18 protein-coding genes are annotated in these 24,484 nt (G+C 58.5%); 13 read left to right on the forward strand and 5 right to left on the reverse strand.

All coding sequences use genetic code 11. From position 1 onward, the window contains the following. Positions 1 to 57 precede the first annotated feature (57 nt). Positions 58 to 1,005: a LysR family transcriptional regulator gene (locus tag NTD84_RS13765; protein ID WP_262166276.1), complete on the reverse strand. Its 948-nt coding sequence runs from the start codon at positions 1,003 to 1,005 to the stop codon at positions 58 to 60. A 423-nt stretch (positions 1,006 to 1,428) separates the two neighbouring features. Here NTD84_RS13765 and NTD84_RS13770 point away from each other — a divergent pair, with 423 nt between their 5' ends. The 4 genes from NTD84_RS13770 to NTD84_RS13785 all read left to right on the forward strand — a co-directional run bounded on the left by NTD84_RS13770 (position 1,429) and on the right by NTD84_RS13785 (position 5,752). Beyond that, entirely contained in the window at positions 1,429 to 2,454 is a 1,026-nt protein-coding gene (locus NTD84_RS13770) for a zinc-dependent alcohol dehydrogenase family protein (RefSeq protein WP_262166278.1), read from the forward strand. Between the two features lie 254 nt (positions 2,455 to 2,708). After that, positions 2,709 to 3,905: an MFS transporter gene (locus NTD84_RS13775; protein ID WP_262166280.1), complete on the forward strand. Its 1,197-nt coding sequence runs from the start codon at positions 2,709 to 2,711 to the stop codon at positions 3,903 to 3,905. Positions 3,906 to 3,933: 28 nt separating this feature from the next. Further along, positions 3,934 to 5,445 (forward strand): efflux transporter outer membrane subunit, encoded by a 1,512-nt coding sequence (locus NTD84_RS13780; protein WP_262166283.1) that lies wholly within the window; start codon positions 3,934 to 3,936, stop codon positions 5,443 to 5,445. A gap of 19 nt (positions 5,446 to 5,464) precedes the next feature. Beyond that, positions 5,465 to 5,752 (forward strand): LysR family transcriptional regulator, encoded by a 288-nt coding sequence (locus NTD84_RS13785; RefSeq protein ID WP_262166284.1) that lies wholly within the window; start codon positions 5,465 to 5,467, stop codon positions 5,750 to 5,752. A 1-nt stretch (position 5,753) separates the two neighbouring features. Here NTD84_RS13785 and NTD84_RS13790 read toward each other — a convergent pair whose 3' ends face one another. Next, positions 5,754 to 6,647 (reverse strand): LysR family transcriptional regulator, encoded by an 894-nt coding sequence (locus NTD84_RS13790; protein ID WP_262166285.1) that lies wholly within the window; start codon positions 6,645 to 6,647, stop codon positions 5,754 to 5,756. A 112-nt stretch (positions 6,648 to 6,759) separates the two neighbouring features. On the opposite strand from NTD84_RS13790, the gene NTD84_RS13795 reads away from it, so the two are divergent. From NTD84_RS13795 to NTD84_RS13810, 4 genes are all read left to right on the forward strand, one after another. Next, a complete protein-coding gene (locus NTD84_RS13795; RefSeq protein ID WP_262166287.1) occupies positions 6,760 to 8,163 on the forward strand; it encodes an amidohydrolase family protein in 1,404 nt (467 codons plus the stop codon). 12 nt (positions 8,164 to 8,175) lie between these two features. Then, positions 8,176 to 8,655, forward strand: coding sequence for a DMT family transporter (locus NTD84_RS13800; protein WP_262166290.1), 480 nt, complete (start codon positions 8,176 to 8,178; stop codon positions 8,653 to 8,655). A gap of 113 nt (positions 8,656 to 8,768) precedes the next feature. Next, on the forward strand, positions 8,769 to 10,043 hold the full coding sequence (locus NTD84_RS13805; protein ID WP_262166292.1) for an OprD family porin: 1,275 nt from the start codon (positions 8,769 to 8,771) through the stop codon (positions 10,041 to 10,043). A 128-nt stretch (positions 10,044 to 10,171) separates the two neighbouring features. Continuing rightward, a complete protein-coding gene (locus NTD84_RS13810) occupies positions 10,172 to 10,945 on the forward strand; it encodes an ABC transporter ATP-binding protein (protein WP_262166295.1) in 774 nt (257 codons plus the stop codon). Between the two features lie 51 nt (positions 10,946 to 10,996). On the opposite strand, the gene NTD84_RS30050 is transcribed toward NTD84_RS13810, so the two are convergent. From NTD84_RS30050 to NTD84_RS13820, 3 genes are all read right to left on the reverse strand, one after another. Beyond that, positions 10,997 to 11,359, reverse strand: a complete 363-nt coding sequence (locus tag NTD84_RS30050) for an ASCH domain-containing protein (protein ID WP_410017348.1) — start codon at positions 11,357 to 11,359, stop codon at positions 10,997 to 10,999. Positions 11,360 to 11,630: 271 nt separating this feature from the next. Then, positions 11,631 to 11,795, reverse strand: a complete 165-nt coding sequence (locus NTD84_RS13815; RefSeq protein WP_262166297.1) for a hypothetical protein — start codon at positions 11,793 to 11,795, stop codon at positions 11,631 to 11,633. Positions 11,796 to 11,951: 156 nt separating this feature from the next. Beyond that, entirely contained in the window at positions 11,952 to 15,611 is a 3,660-nt protein-coding gene (locus NTD84_RS13820) for an autotransporter domain-containing protein (RefSeq protein ID WP_262166543.1), read from the reverse strand. A gap of 630 nt (positions 15,612 to 16,241) precedes the next feature. Between NTD84_RS13820 and NTD84_RS13825 the strand changes: the two genes are divergently transcribed. The 5 genes from NTD84_RS13825 to NTD84_RS13845 all read left to right on the forward strand — a co-directional run bounded on the left by NTD84_RS13825 (position 16,242) and on the right by NTD84_RS13845 (position 24,465). Beyond that, the gene (locus tag NTD84_RS13825; RefSeq protein ID WP_262166299.1) at positions 16,242 to 18,452 is read left to right on the forward strand and encodes a putative bifunctional diguanylate cyclase/phosphodiesterase; all 2,211 of its coding nucleotides are present in this window, start codon (positions 16,242 to 16,244) and stop codon (positions 18,450 to 18,452) included. A 163-nt stretch (positions 18,453 to 18,615) separates the two neighbouring features. Beyond that, a complete protein-coding gene (locus NTD84_RS13830) occupies positions 18,616 to 21,615 on the forward strand; it encodes a xanthine dehydrogenase family protein molybdopterin-binding subunit (RefSeq protein ID WP_262166301.1) in 3,000 nt (999 codons plus the stop codon). Beyond that, entirely contained in the window at positions 21,612 to 22,418 is an 807-nt protein-coding gene (locus NTD84_RS13835) for an FAD binding domain-containing protein (RefSeq protein WP_102615848.1), read from the forward strand. The genes NTD84_RS13830 and NTD84_RS13835 overlap by 4 nt, the downstream gene beginning before the upstream one ends. 2 nt (positions 22,419 to 22,420) lie before the next feature. Further along, the gene (locus NTD84_RS13840; RefSeq protein ID WP_008060977.1) at positions 22,421 to 22,921 is read left to right on the forward strand and encodes a (2Fe-2S)-binding protein; all 501 of its coding nucleotides are present in this window, start codon (positions 22,421 to 22,423) and stop codon (positions 22,919 to 22,921) included. Positions 22,922 to 22,926: 5 nt separating this feature from the next. Then, a complete protein-coding gene (locus tag NTD84_RS13845; protein WP_262166308.1) occupies positions 22,927 to 24,465 on the forward strand; it encodes an AMP-binding protein in 1,539 nt (512 codons plus the stop codon). Positions 24,466 to 24,484 lie beyond the last annotated feature (19 nt).

Here is a 24,484-nt window from a genome sequence, read left to right on the forward strand (position 1 = left end):
GGGGGTGGAAAGCGGACGGGTTGCTTGCTCCCGGTTCTGGTCGGGAGCTCACTCAAACTATGACTTTGGTTTTCTGGACGGGGTGTTTTTCTTCTTCGCGGCTGTAAGCGTGGCAGGTGTTGTATCAGGGAACAGGTGCTCCCTCAGGAAGTCGATAAACACGCGCAGCTTGAGAGAGGGATGCTTGCCGGAAGGCCACATGATTTTGAAGGTGCCGGATTCGGAGCAATCTTCCAGAACACTCACCAGTTTTCCGCAATCGAGCCATTCGCGGATCGCAAAATCGGGTAAGTAGGCAATGCCGACCCCTTCAACGGCAAACCCGACCCTGGCTTCAAGGTTGTTGCATACCACTGAGGTGGGGAGTTGCAAGTCGAGTTCCTGGTCATCCCGCCGAATTGGCCAGACCTGCAGTTTTCCGGTATTGGGGAAGCGAAACTGAATGCAGGTATGCCTCATCAGCTCTCTGGGGTATTGGGGGACACCGTGTTCGTCAAAGTATTCGGGAGACCCTACCAATATCATCTGATAGTTACCTAAATGCCGCGACGTCAAGCTCGAGTCAGGCAGTTCACCGCTTCGTAATACGGCGTCGTAGCCTTCCTCGATCACTTCAACACGGCGATCGTCAAAGGTCAGATCAAGCTCAATTGAGGGATACGCCTTTCTGAACCGCGCGAGCACCGGAATAAACGGGTCGCTGACCAAGGGAAGGCTTATTTTCAGGCGGCCACGCGGTACTGCGTTGGTTTGTGAAAACTCCGCTTCGGCGGCCTCAATTTCCGCAAGAATTCTCTGGCTCCGCTCCAGGAATCGGAATCCTTCCTCGGTGAGCGTTACGCTGCGTGTGCTCCGATTGAACAGCCTCACGCCAAAGCGCTCTTCCAGGCGCACGATGCTTTTTCCGATAGCAGAGGCGGATACCCCCATCAGCCGTCCGGTGGCCACAAAGCTGCGTGTTTCAGCTACCGATACGAATACATTCAACGTGTTCAGGCTATCCATTTTTACTCTCAGTTACGGATACTTAGTTCCAGAGACTGGAACGGGCCACGACTAATGCCCTGGAGGTGGCGCGTTACAGTAGCTCCCTAATTTTAAACAGGTTTTTCGGTGGGTATCGCAACCCACATCGATCTACCTCCGCTCCCATCGAGTCAATTTTGCCTGCATCGCTAACACTCTCATCCCGCAAAGCATAGGCGTTGATGCTGACGCTATCTAAATCAGCATGAATCTATTGTGCGGCCGGGCACCGTATGAACAGCAAGCCCCGGATCGGTTGGATACGCCGAGTGAATGCATCAAAAATCAACGCTGAATTGCGGAGTAATATTTCCGTATATAGCGGAACGCTGACCTACTTAATCGAAGACGCAACGGCTCCTATCATAGGCATCACTGATACCTAACCGAGAGATCGCTGCCATGTCTGAAGTAATGCACCGCTGGGAAATTTCTGCGTTTGGCCTGGACAATCTGAGCCTTGTCAACACAGCCCGACCACAACCCAAAGCCGGTGAGGTTTTGGTGAAAATCGAAGCCGTCTCTTTGAACTACCGAGACACTCAGGTCATAGAAAATGGCATGACTGCTTCGCTGGCATTCCCGTTCACGCCGGCCTCCGACATGGCTGGTATTGTGCTTGCGGTAGGTGAAGGTGTCACCCGTTTCAAAGTCGGTGAGCGCGTGCTGTCCACCTACATTACCAACTGGGTTGATGGTAGTCCTAAGACCTGGGCCGAAATGCCGACTCAAGGTGGCCCGATTCAGGGCATGCTCGCGCAATACGTAGTGACCCCCGCTGAATGGTGTGTCCGCGCTCCGAAAAACCTCTCGGCAGTTGAAGCCAGCACGCTTCCGATTGCCGCGCTTACAGCGTGGATGGCCCTGATTGAGCTCGGTCATTTGCACGCCGGCCAAACCGTCGTTGTACAAGGTACCGGTGGCGTATCGTTGTTTGCTGTTCAACTGGCTGCAGCCAGCGGTGCAAAAGTAATCGTCACCAGCAGCAGCGATGAAAAAATTGAACATGCTAAAAAGCTTGGCGCCACACATGGCATCAATCGCACAACCACCCCTGACTGGCACACCGCCGTACTCGAATTGACGGATGGTCGTGGCGCTGACCACGTGCTGGAAATGGCCGGTGGCGACAACCTGGGTCGTTCGCTGCAAGCAGTCGTACCTGGCGGTCGTGTGTCCATCATCGGCTTGCTGGACTCCGACGAAATCAGTACCTCCATCATGCCGTTGCTCGGTAGCCGTGCGTCGATCGTTGCCGTCGCGGTAGGGCCGCGTCGCGCGATGGAAGACATGGTGCGCATGATTGACCATCACGGTATCAAGCCGGTCATTGATGCAACCTATTCGTTCTCTCAAGTACCAGATGCATTTGCCCACGTGTATCGCGGCGCGTTTGGCAAAGTCGTAATCGACTTCGAAAAAGCGTAATCAGTCGCGAATATTTCCTCTGGGGTGGGCACCGTTTGAGCCACCCACAGAGGCTTCAATCGATTGATCAGCTGTTCGTTCCACCCGGACGGCACACATTGCGCAATGCGGCCGACATTCAGGTTCATTGCGAACGGCGGGCGCGAGCCCGGACACCGTGCTTTACATGAAAACAAAACCTCTCACAGGCGGCAATTTGCTGATCCCTGATGAGCTCGTCTTGCTCTTTTTTCCCATAAAGGGATGGATTCCAAATGACCCGCTCAGCAAACCCCATGACTGTAATGCCGTTCATCATATTGGGCCTGTTTGGCCTGTACACCCTGGAGCTGGGCGTAGTCGGCATTCTTCCGCTGATTGTCGAACGCTTTGGAGTGACAGTGGCCCAGGCCGGTCTGCTAATGACCTTGTTTGCCATGATTGTTGCATTGTTCGGCCCGTTTCTCGTTCTGGTTTTTTCGCGCTTCAACCGCAAAAAAGTATTGGTGGGGGCACTGCTTTGTTTTTCTGTTTGTAGTGTTTTTTCTGCCTATGCGCCGAATTATTCGACGCTCATGGCGTTGCGCATTCTGCCCGCCATGCTTCACCCGGTTTTCTTCTCCGCGGCCTTCGCGGCGGCAATATCACTCTACCCGAAAGAGCGAGCCACCCATGCAACGACAGTAGCGTTCATCGGGACAACCTTGGGGCTTGTATTTGGCGTTCCTCTGACTGCCTGGTTGGCCGGTCGTTTCTCTTATGAGACGTCCATTCTGTTCTGTGCGGTGGCTACGTTGTTCGCGGCCTTGGGGATCTTGTTCAGGCTTCCCCGTCAAATCAATGCGCCGGAGACCTTTGGCAGTCAGTTGTCGATCTTGCGTAAACCGGCAGTCTGGTTGGCAATTGTCGCAACTGTCCTGGTGTTCATGACCAAGTTTGCTGTGTACAGCTACGCCGCGGAGTACCTGAAAACTCAGACGGGCATGGACAACGACACCATTAGCGTCATGTTGGTTTTGTTTGGGGTAGGCGGAGTACTGGGCAACCTGTACGCCGGACGAATGCTCTCCAGCAATCTTGTGAAAACCGTACTGATGTTTCCGATCCTGTTGAGTCTGGCTTACCTCGTGTTGTACGCATTCGGTAGCGCATCGATCGGCTCAATGGTGATGATTGTGTTCCTCTGGGGCGCCATTCATACGAGCGGCATGGTTATCACACAGATGTGGCTGACCACAGCTGCCCCGGAAGCCCACTCGTTTGCCACCAGCCTCTACGTCTCTGCGGCTAACGGCGGCATCGCCATCGGTGCGTGGGTCGGCGGTTTGTTCATTACCGCCTACGGATTGCCCGGCACGATTTGGTGCGGCCTTATTTTCGCAGTGCTTTCGTTTGTGGTTCTGGGGGTCAAGGCAGCCCTTTACGGAGGCGGCTCGGATCGCGTTAGTCAAGGCGCAGCGCAGGCAGGCTAAGGCAGGTACGAGATTGAGGAATCAGAAGATGCAAACGAAATTTCCGCTCCAGGTATTCAAGATCTCTGCACTGACGGCTGTGCTGTTGACCATCATCAGCTGTTCAGTTGAACCGAATTATGAGCGTCCTGAAGTGCCCATGTCGGGCGCATTCAAAGAAGCACAGAGGGTCGGGGATACACCGCTGAAACCATCCGAAGCAGGCACATGGAAAGTGGCTCAACCTTCTGAGGCAGTTTCCCGTGGCGAATGGTGGACGGTCTTTGGTGACGAGCACTTGAACGCTCTGCAACATCAGGCGAAGGAGGCAAATCAGACACTACAGGCTGCGACAGCAAGGTTGAAGGCTGCAAGAGCATTGAATCAGGTTGCACGCTCCTCGCTATTCCCAACGCTTGATGGTGGTTTTGGAGCGACCCGTCAGCGCGTCACTGAAGCCGCTCAACCGGAGGGTTCACAGCCTTATCAGAACACCATGGTGCGTGCACAAGTCGGGGCATCGTATGAGGTGGATATGTTCGGACGCGTGGCCTCTACTGTCGATGCCGCCCAAGCTGACATGGGCGCCAGGGAGGCATTGTTCCGCTCGGTGCAATTGGCGCTGCAGGCCGATGTTGCGCAGAATTATTTCCTGCTCCGTCAACTGGATTCAGAAACGCAGGTGTTGACCGATGGTATCGAGCTGCGCAGAAAAGCGTTGGAGTTGGTTCAGATTCGGTTTGATGCCAATCAAGCGAGCAATGCCGATATAGAACGGGCTAAATCGGAGTTGGCGACTGCTCGTTCAGAGGGCATGACCCTCCAGCGTGCTCGAGCTGCTTCGGAGCACAATCTGGCGGTGCTTCTGGGGAAGACACCGGCGGAGTTTTCCTTGCCCGCTGGCGCGTTGCCAACAGATACCGTACGTATTCCAGCGGGACTGCCTTCAGCGTTACTGGAGCGTCGACCGGACATTGCCGCTGCTGAATATGAAATGCGTGCTGCCAACGCCAGAATTGGCGTCGCCGAAGCGGCATTTTTTCCATCGTTGACTCTGACCGGCACCGCTGGATTTGAGTCTGACACGTTGGGTTCGTTGTTCAATTGGAGCAGTCGAGCATTTCTCCTCGGGCCACTCGCGGGGACGGCTCTGAACATCCCGCTATTCGATGGCGGCCGTCGTAAAGGCAACCTGGCTAACGCAAAAGCCCAGTATGAAGAAGATGTTGCCAAGTATCGGCAGCAAGTCCTGACTGCTTTCCGTGAGGTCGAGGACAACCTCGTCGATTTACGAATCCTGAATGACCAAACGGTGACACAGAACGAGGCCATGGCGTCGTCTCAACGAGTAGCCCAGCTTTCGCAAACGCAGTACCTGGAAGGCGCGGTGAATTACTTCGATGTGCTCGACGCCCAGCGCACGGCGCTGCAGGCTCGGCGTGCCGCCGTTCAATTGCAGGGCACGCAGACGATTGCGACTGTCAACCTGATTCGTGCACTGGGCGGTGGCTGGGATCATGCTGATTCAATCGGCAAGGTCTCGGTTACTCAAGCTCACTGACATTGCGAGGCAGAGCATCATGTCGATCAATGCGAAGGCGTTTATGGGTGTGGACCTGAATCTCCTCATTATTTTTCTCGTGGTGTTTCGCGAGGAAAATTTGAGCCACGCGGCCAAGCATCTGGGGGTCACCCAGCCTGCGGTGAGTGGGTCGCTGATTCGTTTGCGACGCTGCTTTGATGACCCGCTGTTTGTCCGTAATGGACGTTGTATGCGGCCCACAAAAAAAGCCTGTCGAATTGCCGAGTTGCTGACACCAGTGATGCAGCAAATCGAAGAGGTGATCACCCGAAGAGGAGCCGTATAGATCAATGCGCGGAGCGCAATGCCGTGATGAATGCCTGCAGCGCTGACGACATTTGTTTGTTGCTGGGGTAGTAGAGGTAGAAGCTGGGGAAGGGCGTCGCCCATTCTTCCAGCAACGGCAGAAGTTTGCCGCTGTCCAGTTCGGCCTTGATCCATTCGCGAATCCACACCGTGATCCCGAGGCCATCGACTGCCGATTGCAAGGCTACCGCGCAGTCGCTGACCACCAGCGAGCCTTTGACGCTCAGCTCGAAAGGCGTTTCGCCATTCTGGAAACGCCATTTGTACAGACCCGCCTCGCCCTGGCGCCGCCAGTTCACGCAACTGTGTTGCAGCAGCTCCACGGGTTTTTGCGGCGCGCCGCGCAATTTCAGGTATTTGGGCGAGGCCACGGCGATTTGCGTCAGGGGCTCGCTGAGCTTCAGTGCGATCATGTCCTGCTCGATGAACTCGCCCAAACGAATGGCCGCATCGAAGCCTTGGGCCACGATGTCGGTGGTGCTGTCGTCGGTGGTCAGTTCGAGCTGGATGTTCGGGTAGCTGAGCTGAAAGCTTGGCAGGATGGGCTGGATGAAATGCAGCATGGCCACCTGCGGCGCGCTGATGCGCAAAGTGCCTGACGGCGTATTGCGATAATCGTTGAGTTCTTCCAGGGCCGCATCGAGGTCGGTAAAGATCACTTGCAGGCGCTCGTACAAGCGTGTGCCGGCAGCCGTGGTCGACACGCTGCGGGTGGTGCGGTTGAGCAGGCGCACCCCGAGGCCTTCCTCCAGGCTTTTGATGGTTTGACTGAGTGCCGAAGGCGAGACGCCGAGGGACTGGGCGGCCCGGGAAAAATTGCAGGCCTGAGCCACCGCAAAGAAGGCCTTGAGGTTGGCAAACTCGTTACTGCGCATTGTGTATCTCTCTCTTCATAATGCTTGAAGATAATACTGTATTCTAAATAAGCACCTTGAGTCCGACAATGCAATCAACGGCAATCCTGCCCGCATCGCTCAAGGAGTTCCCATGTCCGTCCAGACATCCTCAGAACCGATTAACCTGCCGCTCGGCGCTTTGCCCAACGCTGATCGTTTGCTGCTGCTCAAAGGTGGCATGGTCGTCACCATGGACGACACCCTGGGTAATTTTGCCAACGGTGACGTGCTGATTCGCGGCACTGAAATCGTGGCTGTCGGCACTGAGCTTTCAGCCGAAGGTGCTGAGGTGGTGGATGCCAAGGGCATGATCGTGATTCCGGGACTGGTGGATACTCACCGTCACGCCTGGGAAGGTCAGCTACGGCGCATCAACCCCAACTCGCCGACGTTGGAAGACTACTGCAACGCCACGCACTTTTCGTTTGCCAAGTACTACCGCCCACAGGACATGTACGTTGGCAATATGCTGACCGCACTGGGCTGCATCAATGCCGGTATCACCACCATCATCGACAACTCGCACAACGCCCGTAGCGGTGCACACTCCGATGCCGCGATCGACGCCCTTCAGGACGCCGGCATTCGCGCTGTACACGCCCCAGGCGCACCGTTGTCCGGCGAATGGGAGTCGGCCAACTGGCCGGGTGACCTGCGTCGCCTGAAAGGCAAATACACCACTGAATCCGATTCGCTGGTGACCCTGGCGATGATGTCGCAGATCGACCGTGAACAATGGGCGGTGGCTCGTGAGCTGGGCTTGAATATCGTCACCGAATTCTTTGGTGCGGGCATGGCGTCCGAGTTGGGCGCGTTGCAGGAAGAAGGCCTGCTGGGCCCGGATAACATTTTCAACCACTGCACCTGCATGCCGGATCAGGGTTGGTCAATCCTGCGCCACGCTGGGGTGAAGGTGAACGTCTGCCCACGTTCGGATGCGCACTACGGCCTTGAAGATGGCGTGTTCGCCTGGCAGAAAGCGGTCGATCACGGCATGAATCCGGGCCTGAGCGTCGACAACGAAAGCTCATACAGCGGCGACATGTTCACTGAAATGCGCGTGGCGTTTTACCTGCAACGCGCCGCGGCACACAGTGCGCGTTTCCAAGGTAACCAGCCCGCGCCGGATCTGGTCAGCGCTCGCCAACTGCTGAAGGCGGCCACGGTTGATGGCGCGGCCTGTGCCGGGCTTGAAGCGAAGATTGGCAGTATCACCCCGGGCAAGCAGGCCGACATCGTGCTGATCCGCACCGACAACCTGAGCATCTACCCGTCCAACAACGCGCTGGGCACCGTGGTGCATGCGGCAGAACGCGGCGACATCGACACGGTGATCATCGCAGGTCGGATTCGCAAGCAGGGTGGCGTGGTATTGGGCGTCAACCGTCAGCAACTGGAAGCCGCCACCGAAGAGTCCCGTGCGTTCCTGTTCGAAGCGGCGAACTACACGGCGGATCCGTTCGCTGAGTCCTTCACTCCACTGCATACCCACTAAGGGGCAACGGCCATGATCCTGATTTCCTTTGCGCTGGCGTTCATCGCCGGTATCGCGATTGCAGTCCAAGCGGCAGTTAACAGTCAGTTAGCGGGTGCGATGTCGGGTAACACCATGGCCGCTGCGTTCTATTCGTTTCTGACCGGCATGATCGTACTGGGCGTGATCGCCTTCTTCCGGGGCGGTCTGGCCGAGTCGCTGAGCGTCGTGCCCAGCCAACCGGCCTGGCGCCTGGTCGGCGGCATCCTCGGGGCCGGGGCGATTTTCTGCACCGTGTGGCTGGCGCCGCGCATCGGCCTGGCGAACCTGTTGGTACTGGTCATCGCCGGGCAGTTGCTGTCTTCGGTGGCCATCGATCACTTCGGCTTGCTTGGCGCGGTGGTGCGGCCGGCGGCAGCGGTGAAGATCGCGGGTGCTTGCGTAGTGCTGCTGGGCGTTTCGGTGACGCTGTTCGGTGAGCGGATGATCGCGTTGCTCGCCAGAGCGTTCTGAATCCGGGGCCGGGCGATCAGCCTGGCCTCATTCCCCCTTTTTGAGTACGAGAGCCGAAGGCCCAGCCTTCAGCTGCGCCGGCTCTCGTACTCGATAATGTTGAAGGTGTTGCCATGACTTCGTTGATTCGTGCCGGCGCTCACACTGTCTTGCCCGTGCTCGCCTGTTCGTTGGCGCTGGCGGGGTTCAGCCCTTGGGCGCAGGCGGATTTTTTCGCCGACTCTCATGCCTCGTTCGAAACCCGTAACGTGTATTTCAATCGCGACTTCAGGGACGGGCCGAGCACGCAGCAATCGAAACGCGAGGAGTGGGCCCAGGGCCTGATTCTCAAGTTCGAGTCGGGCTACACCCCGGGCATGGTCGGTTTCGGCCTGGACATGATCGGCATGCTGGGCCTGCAACTGGATTCGAGCCCCGACCGGGCGGGCAGCGGTTTGCTGCCGGTGCGTTCCAACGGCCGCGCCGACCCGGAGTACAGCAAGCTGGGGGTGACCGCCAAGGTCAAGGTCTCGCAGACGGAACTGAAGGTCGGTTCGCTGATTCCGTCCTTGCCGACGCTGCGCCCCAACGACGGGATGATCCTGCCGCAATCGTTCCGCGGTGCGCTGGTCACCTCCCAGGAAGTGCCCGACACAACGATCACGGCAGGGCAGTTGCAGAAGGTCATCGCCCGTAATGACACCAGTGCCGAAGACATAGCGCTGAACAACAAGAACCAGCGCTTCACCCGTAATGCACAAGGCGACCACCTGACCCTGGCCGGCTTCGACCGCAAGCTCACCGACCAGGTCAAATTCAGCTATCACTATGCGCAACTGAGCGATGTCTACAGCCAGTACTTCGTCGGGCTGATTGCCACCCAGCCCCTCGGCCCGGGCGTGCTGAGCGGCGACCTGCGTTTCGCCACCAGCAAGGATCAAGGCTTGGCCAAAGGCGGCAAGATCGACAACCAGGCGCTCAATGGCATGCTCGCTTATGCCGTCGGCGGCCATAAGTTCAGTGCCGGTTACCAACAGATGATGGGCAAGAATGCCTTCCCCTACATCGAAGGCAGCGATGCCTACCTGGTCAACTTCGCCCAGATCGGCGACTTCGCCGAAGCCAAAGAGCGCTCGTGGCAGGCTCGCTACGACTACGACTTCACTAAGATCGGCATTCCGGGCCTGACTTTCATGAGCCGCTACATTGCCGGCGACAACGCCGAAGTGCCGGGTGTCGCCGGCAAAGGCAACGAGTGGGAACGCAACACCGAAGTGCGCTACGTGATCCAGGACGGTACGTTCAAGAACCTGGCCTTGCGTTTGCGCAGTGCGACCTATCGTTCGTCCTTTGCCAGGGATGCCGATGAAACGCGTATTCTGCTGACCTACACCAAGGCGTTGTGGTGAGTGAGCCTCTGGATGGCGGTGGCTGATTCGCGGATGCCTCAAGGATGCCTACCAACCTCCGGGATGCTGAATAGTTCCTCCGATTCACTTAGGCGCGGCGTAGACACCGCCGCTAACCAGGGATGCCCATGATTGAACTGAACGAAGTCACCGCCTTTCAACAACAGACGCGGGTTTTCGACCGAGTCTCGCTGAAGATCGGCTACAACGAGCGAGTCGCCATTCTTGGCCCTAATGGTGCGGGCAAGAGCACGCTGTTGAAACTCATCAATCGCGAGATTTATCCCGTCGAACGAGTGGGTAGCTACTTGAAACTGTTCGGAAATGAAACCGTCAATCTCTGGGCGCTGCGTAGCAAAATCGGTTTCGTTTCCCAGGACATGCAAGAAGATTACACCCCGTACACGTCTGCACTGGATGTGATTGTTTCCGGATTCTTCGGCGCCATGGGGGCGCACGCTCACCTACAACCGAGCGAGGATCAAATCAATTTGGCTCGCACGCTCATGACGCAGCTGTGCATGGATATCGACGAACAACGTATGTTTCAACGCCTTTCGACGGGGCAGAAACGTCGATTGCTGTTGGCGCGCGCATTGGTTCATCATCCTCAAGCGTTAATCCTGAATGAGCCTACCAGTGGCTTGGACATGGGTGCGAGCTTAGGGCTGCTGTCTCTGATGCGCAGTTTCTGCGGAGAGGGAAGGGCAATGATCATTACGACTCACCACATTGACGAAATCATTCCTGAGATCGATCGGGTGATCTTGATCAACCATGGGCAACTGATTGCCGATGGCCCTAAAAATGAGATTTTGACCAGCGAGAAACTGTCCGATCTTTATCAAACCGACCTGCAGGTGTCAGAGAACAATGGTTGGTACCGATGCTGGCATGGATGAGCCCATGGTTATGCTTTCAACGGCTGGTGATGTGAAGATCATGCTCAATGTTCAGCGTTTGTCTGGGAGTAGGAAATCTACCTCGTAGATACCCCGTGCCGCACGGATGGTCACAGGGTGTGTGACTGGCCTTACGTCACTCAACTCCCATGCGAGCCAGCCATCCTCAAAATAGCTTGCACAGGCCGCTTGCATATCAGCGAGGATGAAGGGACGCACGGCTTTCCCACGCACAATTGCGACGGCAATACCATTATCGTCTTCGTCTCCATCGTTATGGAGAAATCGCTCGTTTTCCACAATCAGGAGATCCTCGGAAGGATCTAAGTCTGGAAGCCAACGACGGACTTCGAGGATTTTCTCGCCAGAAGCGATTCGGCCGCCACTGGGCCGTACAATGGATAAAGCCTTTATGGTTCTCTCCTAAGAATTAGACGCTTGGAAAATAGTCGCTTCGACAGGATTCTCTCGTTGACCGACCTGTGATTTTAGGTGGACTCCATCGCCTTAAGCGATGGCATCAGGAAGGTATATTGCCCGGACGGTTACGCCGGCGATACGGCCGGATGCCCCTGTGCGGCTGGCCTGGCAACCAGTGATCGCGTTACCGCACGTGCACCGTTTGCAATCAAAGAACGCGCAACCGGCTTGGTTGTTTTCTCCACTCGATATCGAGAGCCCAGTCTCAGTCGGTCGACTGAGCCCCATAGATATGCACCAGAGCGCCGAGCGCCACGGTGCTCGTCAAAATGGCCATGAATAGGGGCGGTTGAGCCGCCTGTGGCCCTTCTACCAAGGCGTAAACCAGAACGCCTATTACCACTGTCAACGCAACTGCAATTTTGCCCATGTCCGATTTCCTGAAGGGTAGCGACTGACTGAGGTTATAGCGCCACTACGTGTCAGAGCGTAGTTGAGCAATATGACGGTTTTGCGTTTTTTACTATGTTCAAGCAGTTTTGGTCGACGTACCTCGGTCGTGTCCTGAGCGACATAACCTCCTTTTTTAAAATTGGGTACCTAGCCTGAGCATCAGTGCATGGGATCTTGAGTCGTCACCCAACCCAAAGGAGCCTTGATAGCTCACGCCTGTCGTCAACCTGCAGGGTAGGGCAACGTCCGCCCCCAGCACGACGGTCATCAGGTTTTCGCTTTGCCCTTGAGTGGACACGCCATAGGTGGAGTCACTAATGTCGGCGTACCCCATGCGTGCCGTGCTGTCACCGCTGAAGGTGTGGCTGTATTCGAGGCGGCCACGCAGGGTCAGCTCGGTCGGTTTCAGCGTAAAGCTATATTGTCCGCGCAGGCCACCCGTTCCGGACAATACGTTCATGCGTTGTGCCGCGTATGCCAGGTCGAACGCGCCGCTGCCGGATTCGCGAAATCCATCGAGCTTTGTCGATGACACGTCGACACGGCCATAGGGTGCAACACGCCAGGTGTCTTCCCTGAATTCATAACCCGAACTGAGCGAGCCGAAGAACTGGTCGCCGTCACGCGAGCCCTTGGCGTATCCGCCGTTGTCGGTCACATAGCGGCGGCTGTCGAACGACAGGTTGCTGTACCCAAGCAAGCCGTCGATGAACACGCGGCCCGGGTGGAAACTGCCGTAGATCGCGCCGCTGAAGGAGTCGCCTTTGCTGTGGCTGCCTTCGGAGCCGATATCGCTGGAGTCCCGCCCATACCCGAAACCGATACCGGCGGTGAAGGCATCGAAGAAGCGATAGTCGACGCCGGCGCTCATGCCGACCATGGTGCTGTCGAGCTTCACATCGTCTCGGCGGGTATCACTGACGTTGACGTAGCCACCACTCCAGAACGACAGGTTCTCATCTCCCAGCAATGCGCTGTTTGAGCCGGGGGCTGCGGACAATTGTGGGGAGGCTGTGCGATCACTGCCACTGAGTGACGACAGCGCCTGGTACATCTCCGAGGCGCTGGTATTGCCGATGCGTGACTGGCGTGATTGCGGCAAGCCGAGTTGCAAGTTGAAGCTGCTGCCGCGCCGGTTCTCTTTGTCGTGCAGTTGTTCGAGGCGGTCGTTGAAATTGTCGATCTGCGCCCGGGCAAAACGTGCGGCACTTTGCGCCTGGGCGCCGAGCATGCCGATCACTTCCTGGTCTTTACTCGGGTCGGAGCGTCCGGCCACTTGCAGCGTCAGGGTGATGGGTTGCGACGCGCCCCAGCGATTGCTCAGGGAGTAACGGATAATCGCAGCGCCTGAAGCTTGTGCGGCAGCCACAAATGTCAGACTCGTCCCGCTGAGCGTCGTCTGTCCCATGGCTTTGGAAGGCGTGTCCACCAATGCCGCGCCGGTGAATGGCCCGCCGCTGATGCCATCGGCCAGGTTCACGGTGACTGCCTGCCCGGCGTACAAGGAGGCACTGCGGTCGGCGCCGCTTGGCAACGTGGCGCCGATGCTCAGGCTGTAAGCGACATTGAGCGTCGCACTGGTGGCGTCCATGATTTGCACGGCAATAGTCGCCGAACCTGCTTCCGAAGGTGTGCCGGAAATTGTCCCGGAGGAGGCGTCGATGTTCAGGCCCGACGGCAGGCCGGTGGCACTGAAGCGATAGGGGCTGCTGCCACCGCTCACGCTCAATGCTTGTGAATAGCGTGCACCGATTGTTGCCGCTGGCAGCGAACCGGCGGCGGGAGACACGATCAGGGCAGGGGCTAAAATCGTCAGATTGACCGTCGCGGCCGGCGAGGTGCCTGAGGCATTACTGGCGGTGTAGGTGAAGCTGTCCGTCCCGAAGAACCCGGCTACAGGCGTGTAGGTGATCGTCAGGCCTCTGGCCACCGCACTGCCGTGCATTGGCGCTGTGACAACCGCTACCGATGTGGCTGTTCCGCCCGCCAGTGACAGCGCGATGCTGCCGCTGCTGTCGGCGGCGATGGAGGCGGAAACCGGATTGGCCACGGGCACTGGCCCACTAGCAATGTTCAGCGTGTAATTGGCGTTGCCGACGGCGCCATGTCGATCCGTCACGCTGACAGAGAAGTTATAGCTGCCAGGACTGGCAGGCGTACCACTCAGAACCCCACTGGCCGCATCGAGGTTCAGCCCGGCAGGAACTCCGGAGCTTGTATAGCTATAAGGTGCCGAGCCCCCGGTTGAGCTGAACGATTGACTGTAGGCTGTTCCAGCCAGACCAGCAGGCAACGCACCGGCAGCCGGGGTCAGCACCAGTGTCGGGGGCGTCACTGTGAGCGTGACCGTAGCGGGGGAGGAGGTGCCCGACAAGTTGCTGGCGGTGTAGGTGAAGCTGTCTGAGCCTGAGTAACCTGTCACGGGGGTGTAGGTGATCGTGGTACCACTAGCAACTGCAGAACCGTGGAGCGGGGCAGAGGCGACAGCAACCGAACTGGCAACACCGCCGGACAGCGCCAGGTTCACTGGCGTACTGGCATTGGCGACAACCGTGGCAGAAACAGCACCTGTGACGGGCAGTGCGCCTGCGACGATGCTGACCGAATAGCCCGTGCTACCCGTTGCGCCATGGCTGTCGGTGGCCGTAATCGTGAAGTTGAAACTGCCGACACTGGTGGGTGTTCCGCTCAACATTCCGCTGGCCGGATCAAGATTCAAACCTGTGGGAACAGTCCCCGAACTTGCATAACTGTAGGGCGCGGTTCCGCCCGCAGCGCTGAGCGATTGACTGTAGGCCGTGCCAACCTGGCCTGCGGGCAAGGAGCCCGGGGTCACCGCCAGTGTTGGCGGCGTCACGGTGATGGATACGGTGGCCGCTGAAGAACTGCCTGCCGTATTGCTCGCCGTGTAAGTGAAGCTGTCCGTTCCTGAATAACCTGCAGCCGGCGTATAGGTGATGGAGGTGCCACTAGCGGTGGCAACCCCGTGTAAAGGGGCGGATGTAACGGCAATCGACGTCGCAGTACCGCCTGAGAGCGCCAAAGTGATCGGATTGCCAGAGCTGTTGGCAGCCACGGTCGCGGACACATTGCTCGCATCTGGCGCAGCGACGGCCCGAGTGACCGTGATGGTGTACAGGTGGGTGGTGCTGCCGTCCTGGGCAGTACCCGATACGCTGATCGTGTTCGACCCCGTATTCAGGCTGATCGCTGGCGAGGTAGCGCCCGAGCCCACGCTCACTCCGTTGACCGTGATCGTAGCGTTACTGTCGGAGGCCGTCGGCGTGAAGGTGATTGACGATACGTTACTCGCGACCGCGACGTTGTAGGCACTAGTGCCCGATGAAAATGAAGGCGACAAAGTACCGGCTGAGGGGATCAGGTTCGACAGGGTGGCATCGCTGGAAACCGCCGCACCACAGTTGATGGTCACCGCGCTCAGGTAAGTGCCGACCTTGGTGCTGATGAACAGCCCGTTGGTCAGATCTGCAGCCGAAGCACTGCCCGCTTGGCTACCTGCGCTGCCGGTGTTGCTGCGGTAGTCAAAGTAGGGCGAGAAGGTAGTCGGGTTGCGCAGGATCACGTTATCGGCGGACGACGGATTGCTGTTGCCGACGTTGCCGCCATTGTCGTTGAAAGTCACCGAGACGCTTTCGCCGGCGGCGAAAGAACCGGCAGGAAAGGAGCGTGAAAAGGTACCCGAACCGCTCAGACCGTTGAGCGTCGTGCAACTGGCAGACAGCGCGTAGGCCGTTGAGGAATCAAACAGCAGGCTGCTGATTGCCAGTGCCATGAACACAAAAAACCTGGAAACCCTGGATGAAACGTATCGACCGTTTAGTGCCTTTGTGTCGCAGACAAGCTTTTGTGTTGGGTACATGCAGATAAACCTGATTCAAAGCCGAGTGCGGGTTCGCCGGGCGCGCGCAATGCTGCCCATTCTGGCGACTCGTACGATATCGACTGAGCAGAATGAGTCTTTAAGGCGGAGTTAGAGGTGACTTGTGAGATCGTCGCCAGCCGGGTGGGTCTTGAGCGGAGTCATGTCAATGTAGACATCTCTAACATGACACCTCGTTTAACAAGTGGGCCATGTCAGATGTTCATAGGCAGGCCGTTACTATGTTTTGCGGCAGGTCCGAAGGCTATTGGCGTGGAAATGTTCATCGGTCCAAGTTCATGGAAACCGGGCTGCAGCTTCCGGACTGTCCGCGCCAGCAGAACATCAAAACGGCCAAGCACCCCGACCATTCCAGCCAAACCGCGGCAATCTGATACTGTTTTTTATGTTGGATCTGAGCCTTTTATTAGTTAGCCGGCGCTCTATAGAGTGCGCGTCCGAAGCACTAGTGGACAGTGATCGGCCGCCACTATTTCTGGCTCTCTGAAGACCGGACGACCTCGAGAGTCTTCAGGAACCACCATGAATACTCGTCCGAGCTTTCACAGCAAGACCTTCCCCGAGTCGCAACGTGACATTCTCGGCATGATCGCGACCGACCATCATCTAGGCGACATACTCTGCGCCATCTGTCAGATGCACGACGCACAGGCCCCCGAAACCTTCTGCTCTATCCTGCTCACTGATGCCGAGGGCAAACGCTTGCTGAGCGGCGCGGCGCCCAGCCTGCCGGTCGAATACAGTGACGCGATTCATGGAATGGCCATTGGTCCACACGAAGGAACCTGCGGCACCGCAGCGTTCCGGCGCGAGCTTGTGGTGACCGAAGACATCGCCCGAGATCCAAACTGGGAGCGTTTTCGCGGCCTGGCGCTGGGGCATAACCTGCGTTCCTGCTGGTCGGTGCCTTTGCTCTCCCATCTGGGAGGCGTGTTGGGTACATTTGCCCTGTACCAGAACCGCACGAATGCGCCGGATGAGGCGCAGATTCAACGACTGGCCTGCGCGGCCCAGCTGGCAGTCATTGCGATCCGTCATGAGCGTGACGGCCAACGTCTGGAGGAAAGCGAACAACGTTTTCGTTCTTTGTTCACCTACAACCCCAACCCGGTATTCGCCCTCGATCTGGCCGGCAACATCCAGAGTGTGAATCCGGCGGGCCTGAAGCTGAAACCGCACACCGCGAGCGATTTCATTGGTCATCACTTCTCCCATCTGGTACTCGAAGAAGACTTGGAACGGGTCAGTCAGCATTTTTCCGCAGCCCGCGCCGGAGAACCTCAGCGTTTCGAGGCGCGGGTTCTCGACGAGAGTCAAGAACTGCTGACCATGGACATCTCTAACCTGCCGATCATGGTCAACGGAGAAATCGTCGGGGTATTTGGCATTGCCCGGGACATCAGCGAGCAAAAGCATTTCGAGCGCCAATTGAGTTTCAACGCCAGCCATGATCGCCTGACCGGTTTGCTTAACCGTGTTTCGCTTGAAGACCGGCTTGTTCTGGATTGTCACATCAGTCGTCGGCGTAAGCGTCGTCTGGCGGTGATGTGCATTGATCTGGATGGATTCAAATCCATCAACGATTCGATCGGACACTACTTCGGCGATCAGGTGCTGATTGAGGTGGCGCAGCGTATGACCCGGCAGGTTCGTCCCGGCGATACCATCGTGCGCATGGGCGGTGACGAATTTATCGTGCTGCTGCCGGACCTGCTTAGTGATGAGGACGTCGTACCGGTGGTCGAGCGCTTGATGGCCAGCATTGCCAGACCCTACTGCATTCAGGGCATTGACCTGCACGTGAGTGCAAGTATCGGCATCACCCTGAGCGATGGTCATATCGAGCAGCCGATGCAACTGATCCAGCAGGCTGACATGGCCATGTACAAAGCCAAGCAGCAAGGGCGCAACAACTTTCAGTGGTACACCAGCGATCTTAATCAGCGCGTTTGCGAGCACGCGAGTCTGCGCAATGACCTGCAAAAGGCTATCGAAACTCAGTCGTTACAGCTGCATTATCAACCGCAGATAGACGCGCGTACGGGTCGGGTGGTCGGGATCGAAGCGTTGCTGCGTTGGGAGCATCCGGAAAAAGGATTTATCTCACCCGCGGTGTTTGTGCCGGTGGCAGAGGACAGTGGTCAGATCATTCCGCTGAGCCTTTGGGTACTCGATAAGGCCTGCGCGCAGTTGCGCCAGCTAGGCGAGCAGGGCATCACCGGCATCTCGATGGCGGTGAATATTTCGCCGATGCATTTTCAGCGTGGCCATTTCGTCCAGTATGTACAAGCCACCCTGGAGAAACACGGACTCTGTGGTGAGCAACTGGAGTTGGAGATCACCGAGTCGCTTCTGTTGCATAACGCTGAACAGGCGATCGACACGTTGCACCGGCTCAAGGCGTTGGGGGTGTGCATTGCGCTCGATGATTTCGGCACCGGTTTTTCCAGCCTCAGCTACCTCAAGCGTTTGCCCATCGACAAGATCAAGATTGACCGCTCGTTCATCCAGGAAATCGCCACCGACCATCACGATGCTGCGATCACCCAAGGCATTATTTCCATGGCCCATCACCTCAGCCTGACGGTGGTCGCCGAAGGCGTGGAAACGGCGTCTCAGGTGGATTTCCTGAAGGGCAGTCGCTGCGATGTTTTTCAGGGGTATTACTTTGCCAAACCAATGCCCTACGCAGACATCGAAGCTTTCCTGAGCCATCCCGTGTCCCATCCCTGACCGCCAATTCTGTCTGGACCCAGACCTGAAAATCAGACGCTAAGGCAAATTTTCAGACCCCAGCGCAGAACTCCCTCTCCCCAGGCAAGGCGCTCCCTGCGCCTTTCTCACACACTCGGCTCTAACGCTATCGCGCTGCACAACAACAAGAGCCGCGAAAAAAATGACTAGTTTCCAGCCTGCTACCGAAAGCCAGACCGGCCACATCGGCGCCCGTCAGACCCGTGTCGAGGACGCCGCATTGTTGCGCGGCCTCGGCTGTTATGCCGATGACGCTGCGATCCCTCCGGGAACGCTACACGCGGCGATCATCCGTTCACCCCACGCTCATGCACGGATCACCTCGGTGGACTTTTCCAGTGCGCTGCTGATGAAAGGCGTGCACGGCGTGCTGGTCGGCGAAGACGTCAAACGCTGGGCGCTGCCGTTCCCGGTGGGTGTGCGGCAGCCGATGGAGCACTGGTGCGTCGCCGTTGACAAGGTACGTTACGTCGGAGAGCCGGTGGCCGTAGTGATCGCTGAGAGCCGCTATCTGGCCGAGGACGCGATCGAAGGTGTGCGCGTTGAATACGAGCCGCTGCCACCGATCATCGATCCCGAACGGGCCACCGCCGAACAGGCGCCGATCCTGCACGAAGCGGTCGGCAGCAACGTGGTCAACGAACGGCGCTTTCGTTATGGCGAGCCGGAGCAGGCCTTCGAGCAGGCGCCGCACAAGGTCTCGCTCAAAGTGAAGTTTCCGCGCAGTTCCTGCACGCCCATTGAATGCTACGTGGTGCTGGCTCAGTACGAGCGCGCCACCGGCATTTATGACGTGCTGGCCAATTTCCAGGGCCCCTATGCGTTGCACACGGTCATGGCCAGGGCACTGAATGTGCCCGGCAACCGCCTGCGTTTGCGCACACCGAAAGATTCCGGCGGCAGCTTTGGTATCAAGCAAGGGGTTTTCCCTTACGTGGTGATGATGGGCCTGGCGTCACGCAAGGTCGGTGCACCGGTGAAGTGGGTCGAGGACCGTCTGGAACATCTTCAGGGGGCTTCTTCGGCGACCAATCGGGTGACCGAAATTGAAGCGGCGGTAGAAGCGGATGGCCGCATCACCGCTTTGCGATATGACCAGATCGACGATTGTGGTGCCTACCTGAGAGCGCCTGAACCGGCGACTTTCTACCGGATGCACGGCAACCTGACGGGCGCCTACGCGATCCGCAATTTGCAAGTGCGCAACCGAGTGGTGCTGACCAACAAAACACCTTCCGGCCTGAACCGTGGTTTTGGTGGCCCACAGGTGTATTTCGCCCTTGAGCGTCTGATGCAACACATCGCCGTGCAGTTGAAGCTTGATCCGTTGGACGTGATCCGCCGCAACCTGGTGCCGGCCGATGCCTTCCCTTATCGCGCGGCCGCCGGTGCGTTGCTCGATTCCGGCAATTACCAGGCAGGCATTGCCTTGGCGGCGGCTGACGGTGGACTCGACGAGTTGCTCAAACGTCGTGATCAGGCGCGTGCCGAAGGCCGGATCTACGGCATCGGTTATGCCGCCGTCATCGAGCCTTCGATTTCCAACATGGGATACATCACCACCGCGATGACACCCGAAGAGCGGCGCAAGGCCGGTCCGAAAAACGGCGCTGTCGCCACCGCCACCATCAACGTCGGCCCATTGGGTGACGTCAGTGTTCACGTGTCCTCGGCACCGCAAGGGCAGGGCCATCAAACCACCGTCGCTCAGGTCGTCGCCGAAGTGCTTGGGGTTGCGCTGGAATCCATCGTGGTCAACGTCGAGCTGGATACCCAGAAGGACGCTTGGTCGATTGCCTCGGGCAACTATTCCAGCCGCTTCGCCGGCGCTGTGGCCGGTGCCGTCTACAAGGCGGCGCTGAAGATCCGCGATCGCCTCGCCGCGATTGCCGCCGAGCAATTGCAGGCCAGCCCCGAAGATATTCGTTTCGCGGGCGGCAAGATTTTTGTGGTCAATGGCGGGGCGGTCGCGCCATTCCATCGGATAGCCGGTGCGACCCACTGGTCGCCGGGCCTGCTGCCGGAAGGTGAAAGTGGCGGTCTGCGCGAAACCGCGTTCTGGAGCCCGCCGCAATTGGTGGCCCCGGACGACCAGGATCAGGTCAACAGCTCGCTGTGCTACGGCTTTGTCTTCGACATCTGTGGTCTGGAAATCGACCGCATGACCGGCGAGATCCACATCGATCGCTACGTCACCTGCCATGACGCCGGCCGCCTGCTCAATCCGGCGCTGGTCGATGGCCAGATTCGTGGTGGCTTCACCCAGGGCCTGGGCGCGGCGCTGATGGAAGAGTTCGCCTATGGCGAGGACGGCAGCTTCCTCTCCGGGACCTTCGCCGATTATCTGGTGCCGACCGCACCGGAAGTGATCGAACCGGTGATCCTGCACATGGAAACGCCATCGCCATTCACCCCACTGGGCGCCAAGGGTGTGGGCGAGGGCAACAATATGAGCACGCCGGTGTGCATCGCAAACGCGGTGGCCGACGCCCTTGGCCGCTCGGACATCCGTCTGCCACTGACGCCATCGAAAGTACGCACGCTCATCGGGATCGACGAGCCGCCACGGCCCGCCGGTATGGAGCCCGATGAAAACCTGGACGCGGCAGCTGCCGGTGGACCGGCACTGCGGGCCAACGACTCGGTGGTGATTCCTGCTGCGCCGCAACAGGTCTTCGATACCTTGCTCGACCCGCAGACGCTGGCGGCAATCATTCCCGGTTGCCACGACCTCGTGCTTGAAGGCGAAAACCGTTACCGCGCAGACGTCACCGTCGGCGTCGGCATGATCCGTGCGCGCTTCGAGGCCAAGGTGGCCCTGAGTGATCTGGACCCGCCGCATTCATTGCGTCTGTCCGGTTCCGGCAGCAGCTCGATGGGTTCGGCCCAAGGTCAGGCCAAGGTGCGTTTCGTCGAACTGGAAAATGGCCACACACGTCTGGAATACCAATACCAGGTGGCGGTCAGCGGCAAAGTCGCTGCGGTCGGCGGCCGAATGTTGCAAGGGGCCTCGAAAGTGATCATCGGACAAATCTTTACTCGCCTGTCGCAACGGGTCAGCGGTCAAGCCATCTCCATCGGCTGGTGGGCGCGACTGCGGGCCTCGCTTGGCGCGCTGTTTGGCAAGGGAGGTGCGCAATGAAACCGGCTGCTTTCGATTACGTTCGGGCTGACACCCGTCGTCAGGTGGTTGAGTTGCTCGCCGAGTACGGCCAGGAAGCTCGCATCATTGCCGGTGGCCAATCGCTGATGGCGGTACTGAACATGCGCCTGGCTCAACCCAAGTTGCTGATCGATATCAATCATGTGGCTGAGCTGGCCTATATCGAACTGCGCAAGGATTGCCTGGCGGTAGGTGCCGGGGTACGACAGGCGCAGTTGCTGGCGCGTTCGACCCTGATGGACGAGGTGCCTTTATTGGCACTGGCGATGCCATGGATCGGTCACTTCCAGACGCGTAATCGCGGCACCGTCTGCGGTTCGGTCGCTCACGCCGACCCCAGCGCCGAGTTGCCGCTGTGCCTGGTGACGCTGGGCGGCGAGATCGTTCTCGAGTCCAAAAAAGGCAAGCGCATCGTCAAGGCTGCCGACTTCTTCCAAGGCATTCTCACCACCGACAAGCGTGCAGATGAATTGGTTGTCGAGGTGCGTTTTCCGCTCAAGCGCGAAGGCATCACCTATCGCTTCCGCGAAATCGCCATGCGCCACGGCGACTTTGCCATTGTCTCCCTGGCCGCGGCCATTGGCGCGGATCAGGTCGAACTCGGCATCGGCGGGGTCGCCGACCGTCCGCAACGTCGTAGCCTGCCTCGTGGTGCCGCGCTGCCAGACGCGCTCAATCAAACCGCCTGGTCGCTCGACGCACAAGACGATGTGCAGGCCAGCGCTGCCTATCGCCGCCAACTAATTCGCGAGCTGGGCCATCAGCTGATTGAAGGAGTCTGAACATGCGCGTAACTGCCGACCAAACCTTTCCGATTCGCCTGGAACTCAATGGCCGCTCCCGCGAAGCCCTGGCTGAACCGCGAACCCAACTCTGCGACTTCCTGCGCCACGACCTCGGTGCCACCGGTGTCCATGTCGGATGCGAACACGGTGTCTGCGGTGCCTGCACGGTGCTGGTGGACGGAGTCGCCATGCGCTCCTGCCTGATGCTCGCCGTACAGGGGCACGAGCGGCGTATCGAGACCGTCGAGTCCTTGGCCGACGACGACACACTGAGCGACCTGCAACAAGCCTTTCGCCGTCATCACGCCTTGCAGTGCGGCTTTTGCACTGCGGGCATTCTCATGTCCTGCGTGGATTTCCTGGAACGGGTACCCAACCCGGACGAGACCCAGGTACGCGACATGCTTTCGGGGCATCTATGTCGCTGCACGGGCTACACCGGCATCGTCCAGGCCGTGCTCGAAGTCGCTGCCCAGCGCCAAACGAACAAAGGGGTATAACAATAATGTTCGATCTCGGACGCAGTTTCCTCGCTGCCGTTGAACGCCGGCCGCACGCCGTGGCGGTCAGTGACGGGGCGTTGAAGAAAACCTATGAAGAGTGGTTCGTCGATATCCAGAGCGCCGCTTGGGGCTTGCAATGCCTTGGGCTGCAACGCGGTGATCGACTGCTGGTAGCGATGCAGAACCGTTGGCAGATGGCGACCCTGCATTGGGCCTGTCAGTTTGCGGGCATCGTCATGACCCCGTTGAACTGGCGTTCAACTGCCGAGGAGCTGGGCTACTGCATCGAAGATGCGCAAATCCGTGCAGTGGCTTACGACGACGCGACCGTGACCGCCGTGGCCGGTTGCAGCGCCGCCACAAGGCTGCCACGGATCGCCACCGGTCTGCGTGCTGCCAACACCGACCTGAGTTTCGAGGAACTGTGTTCGCAGACCCCCTCCGGCATCATTTTGCAGGCCGACGCCGAAGATTTTTCACTGTTGCTGTATACCTCCGGAACCACCAGCAAGCCCAAGGGCGTGCCCCGTCGGCACCGTAGCGAACGCGCCGCGGCGGTTGCTCACGTCGCGCAAAACCTTTACCGCCAGGGCGAATGCACGCTGGGTGTCATGCCGCTTTATCACACCATGGGCGTGCGTTCGTTGCTGTCCATGGCGCTGATCGACGGACATTTCGTCTGTGTGCCGAAGTTCGACGTGGAAGCGACGCTGCAGGCCATCGAGCGGGAAAAGGTCAGCAACCTGTACCTGGTGCCGACGCTCTACCACATGCTCATCGAACACCCGGCCTTTGCCCGCGAGCGAGTCGCCAGTGTGGAGAAAATCGGCTTTGCCGGTGCGCCGATGAGCGACGGCTTGATGCGTCGTGTCGAGCAGGCGTTCCAGCCGCAGTTGTTCGTCAATCATTACGGCAGCTCGGAGATCTACACCTTCACCATCGACCAGCAAGCCAGCCGCAAACCCGGTTCGTCAGGGCGCAGTGCAATGAACCAGCGCGTGCGCGTGGTGCCGATCGATGCTGAAACGGCAGACGTGCAGGTCAACCCAATGGAGGAGGGCCAGATCATCGCCGACCTGGCGAGTGACGAGGCGTTCGAAGGCTACCTGAACCGCCCCGAAGCGACCGCCAAGGCATTGCGTGATGGATGGTATTTCACCGGTGACATCGGCTACTTCGATCTGGAGGGCGATCTGTTTGTCACGGGTCGTGTCGATGACTTGATCATCACCGGCGGCGAAAACGTCAGCCCGGCGGAAATCGAAAACATGCTCTCTCTGCACCCGGCAGTGGAAGAAGTGGTGGTGGTCGGTCTGCCCGACGAGCAGTGGGGCAAGATCATTGCCGCGTTTATCAAGCTGCGCGCCGAGGTCTCGGAAGACGACCTCGATGCCCATTGCATCGCTTCGGGCCTGGCCAAATTCAAGCGGCCACGGCGTTACCAGTTCATCGATCAGATTCCAAAATCTCCAGTCGGCAAGGTTCTGCGGCGCGTGCTGCTGGCCCAATTTCAGGAACAGGCCTTGAAGGCCATCAGCTAATCATCCAGAGGACACTCTC

This window comes from Pseudomonas sp. 14P_8.1_Bac3 (assembly GCF_025466085.1).
In the GTDB taxonomy this organism is placed as follows: domain Bacteria; phylum Pseudomonadota; class Gammaproteobacteria; order Pseudomonadales; family Pseudomonadaceae; genus Aquipseudomonas.

Bases quoted from the DNA above. Each gene is read 5' to 3' on its own strand.
- NTD84_RS13765 (WP_262166276.1), bottom strand. From the start codon at position 1,005: ATGGATAGCCTGAACACGTTGAATGTATTCGTATCGGTAGCTGAAACA.
- NTD84_RS13770 (WP_262166278.1), top strand. From the start codon at position 1,429: ATGTCTGAAGTAATGCACCGCTGGGAAATTTCTGCGTTTGGCCTGGAC.
- NTD84_RS13775 (WP_262166280.1), top strand. From the start codon at position 2,709: ATGACCCGCTCAGCAAACCCCATGACTGTAATGCCGTTCATCATATTG.
- NTD84_RS13780 (WP_262166283.1), top strand. From the start codon at position 3,934: ATGCAAACGAAATTTCCGCTCCAGGTATTCAAGATCTCTGCACTGACG.
- NTD84_RS13785 (WP_262166284.1), top strand. From the start codon at position 5,465: ATGTCGATCAATGCGAAGGCGTTTATGGGTGTGGACCTGAATCTCCTC.
- NTD84_RS13790 (WP_262166285.1), bottom strand. From the start codon at position 6,647: ATGCGCAGTAACGAGTTTGCCAACCTCAAGGCCTTCTTTGCGGTGGCT.
- NTD84_RS13795 (WP_262166287.1), top strand. From the start codon at position 6,760: ATGTCCGTCCAGACATCCTCAGAACCGATTAACCTGCCGCTCGGCGCT.
- NTD84_RS13800 (WP_262166290.1), top strand. From the start codon at position 8,176: ATGATCCTGATTTCCTTTGCGCTGGCGTTCATCGCCGGTATCGCGATT.
- NTD84_RS13805 (WP_262166292.1), top strand. From the start codon at position 8,769: ATGACTTCGTTGATTCGTGCCGGCGCTCACACTGTCTTGCCCGTGCTC.
- NTD84_RS13810 (WP_262166295.1), top strand. From the start codon at position 10,172: ATGATTGAACTGAACGAAGTCACCGCCTTTCAACAACAGACGCGGGTT.
- NTD84_RS13815 (WP_262166297.1), bottom strand. From the start codon at position 11,795: ATGGGCAAAATTGCAGTTGCGTTGACAGTGGTAATAGGCGTTCTGGTT.
- NTD84_RS13820 (WP_262166543.1), bottom strand. From the start codon at position 15,611: ATGGCACTGGCAATCAGCAGCCTGCTGTTTGATTCCTCAACGGCCTAC.
- NTD84_RS13825 (WP_262166299.1), top strand. From the start codon at position 16,242: ATGAATACTCGTCCGAGCTTTCACAGCAAGACCTTCCCCGAGTCGCAA.
- NTD84_RS13830 (WP_262166301.1), top strand. From the start codon at position 18,616: ATGACTAGTTTCCAGCCTGCTACCGAAAGCCAGACCGGCCACATCGGC.
- NTD84_RS13835 (WP_102615848.1), top strand. From the start codon at position 21,612: ATGAAACCGGCTGCTTTCGATTACGTTCGGGCTGACACCCGTCGTCAG.
- NTD84_RS13840 (WP_008060977.1), top strand. From the start codon at position 22,421: ATGCGCGTAACTGCCGACCAAACCTTTCCGATTCGCCTGGAACTCAAT.
- NTD84_RS13845 (WP_262166308.1), top strand. From the start codon at position 22,927: ATGTTCGATCTCGGACGCAGTTTCCTCGCTGCCGTTGAACGCCGGCCG.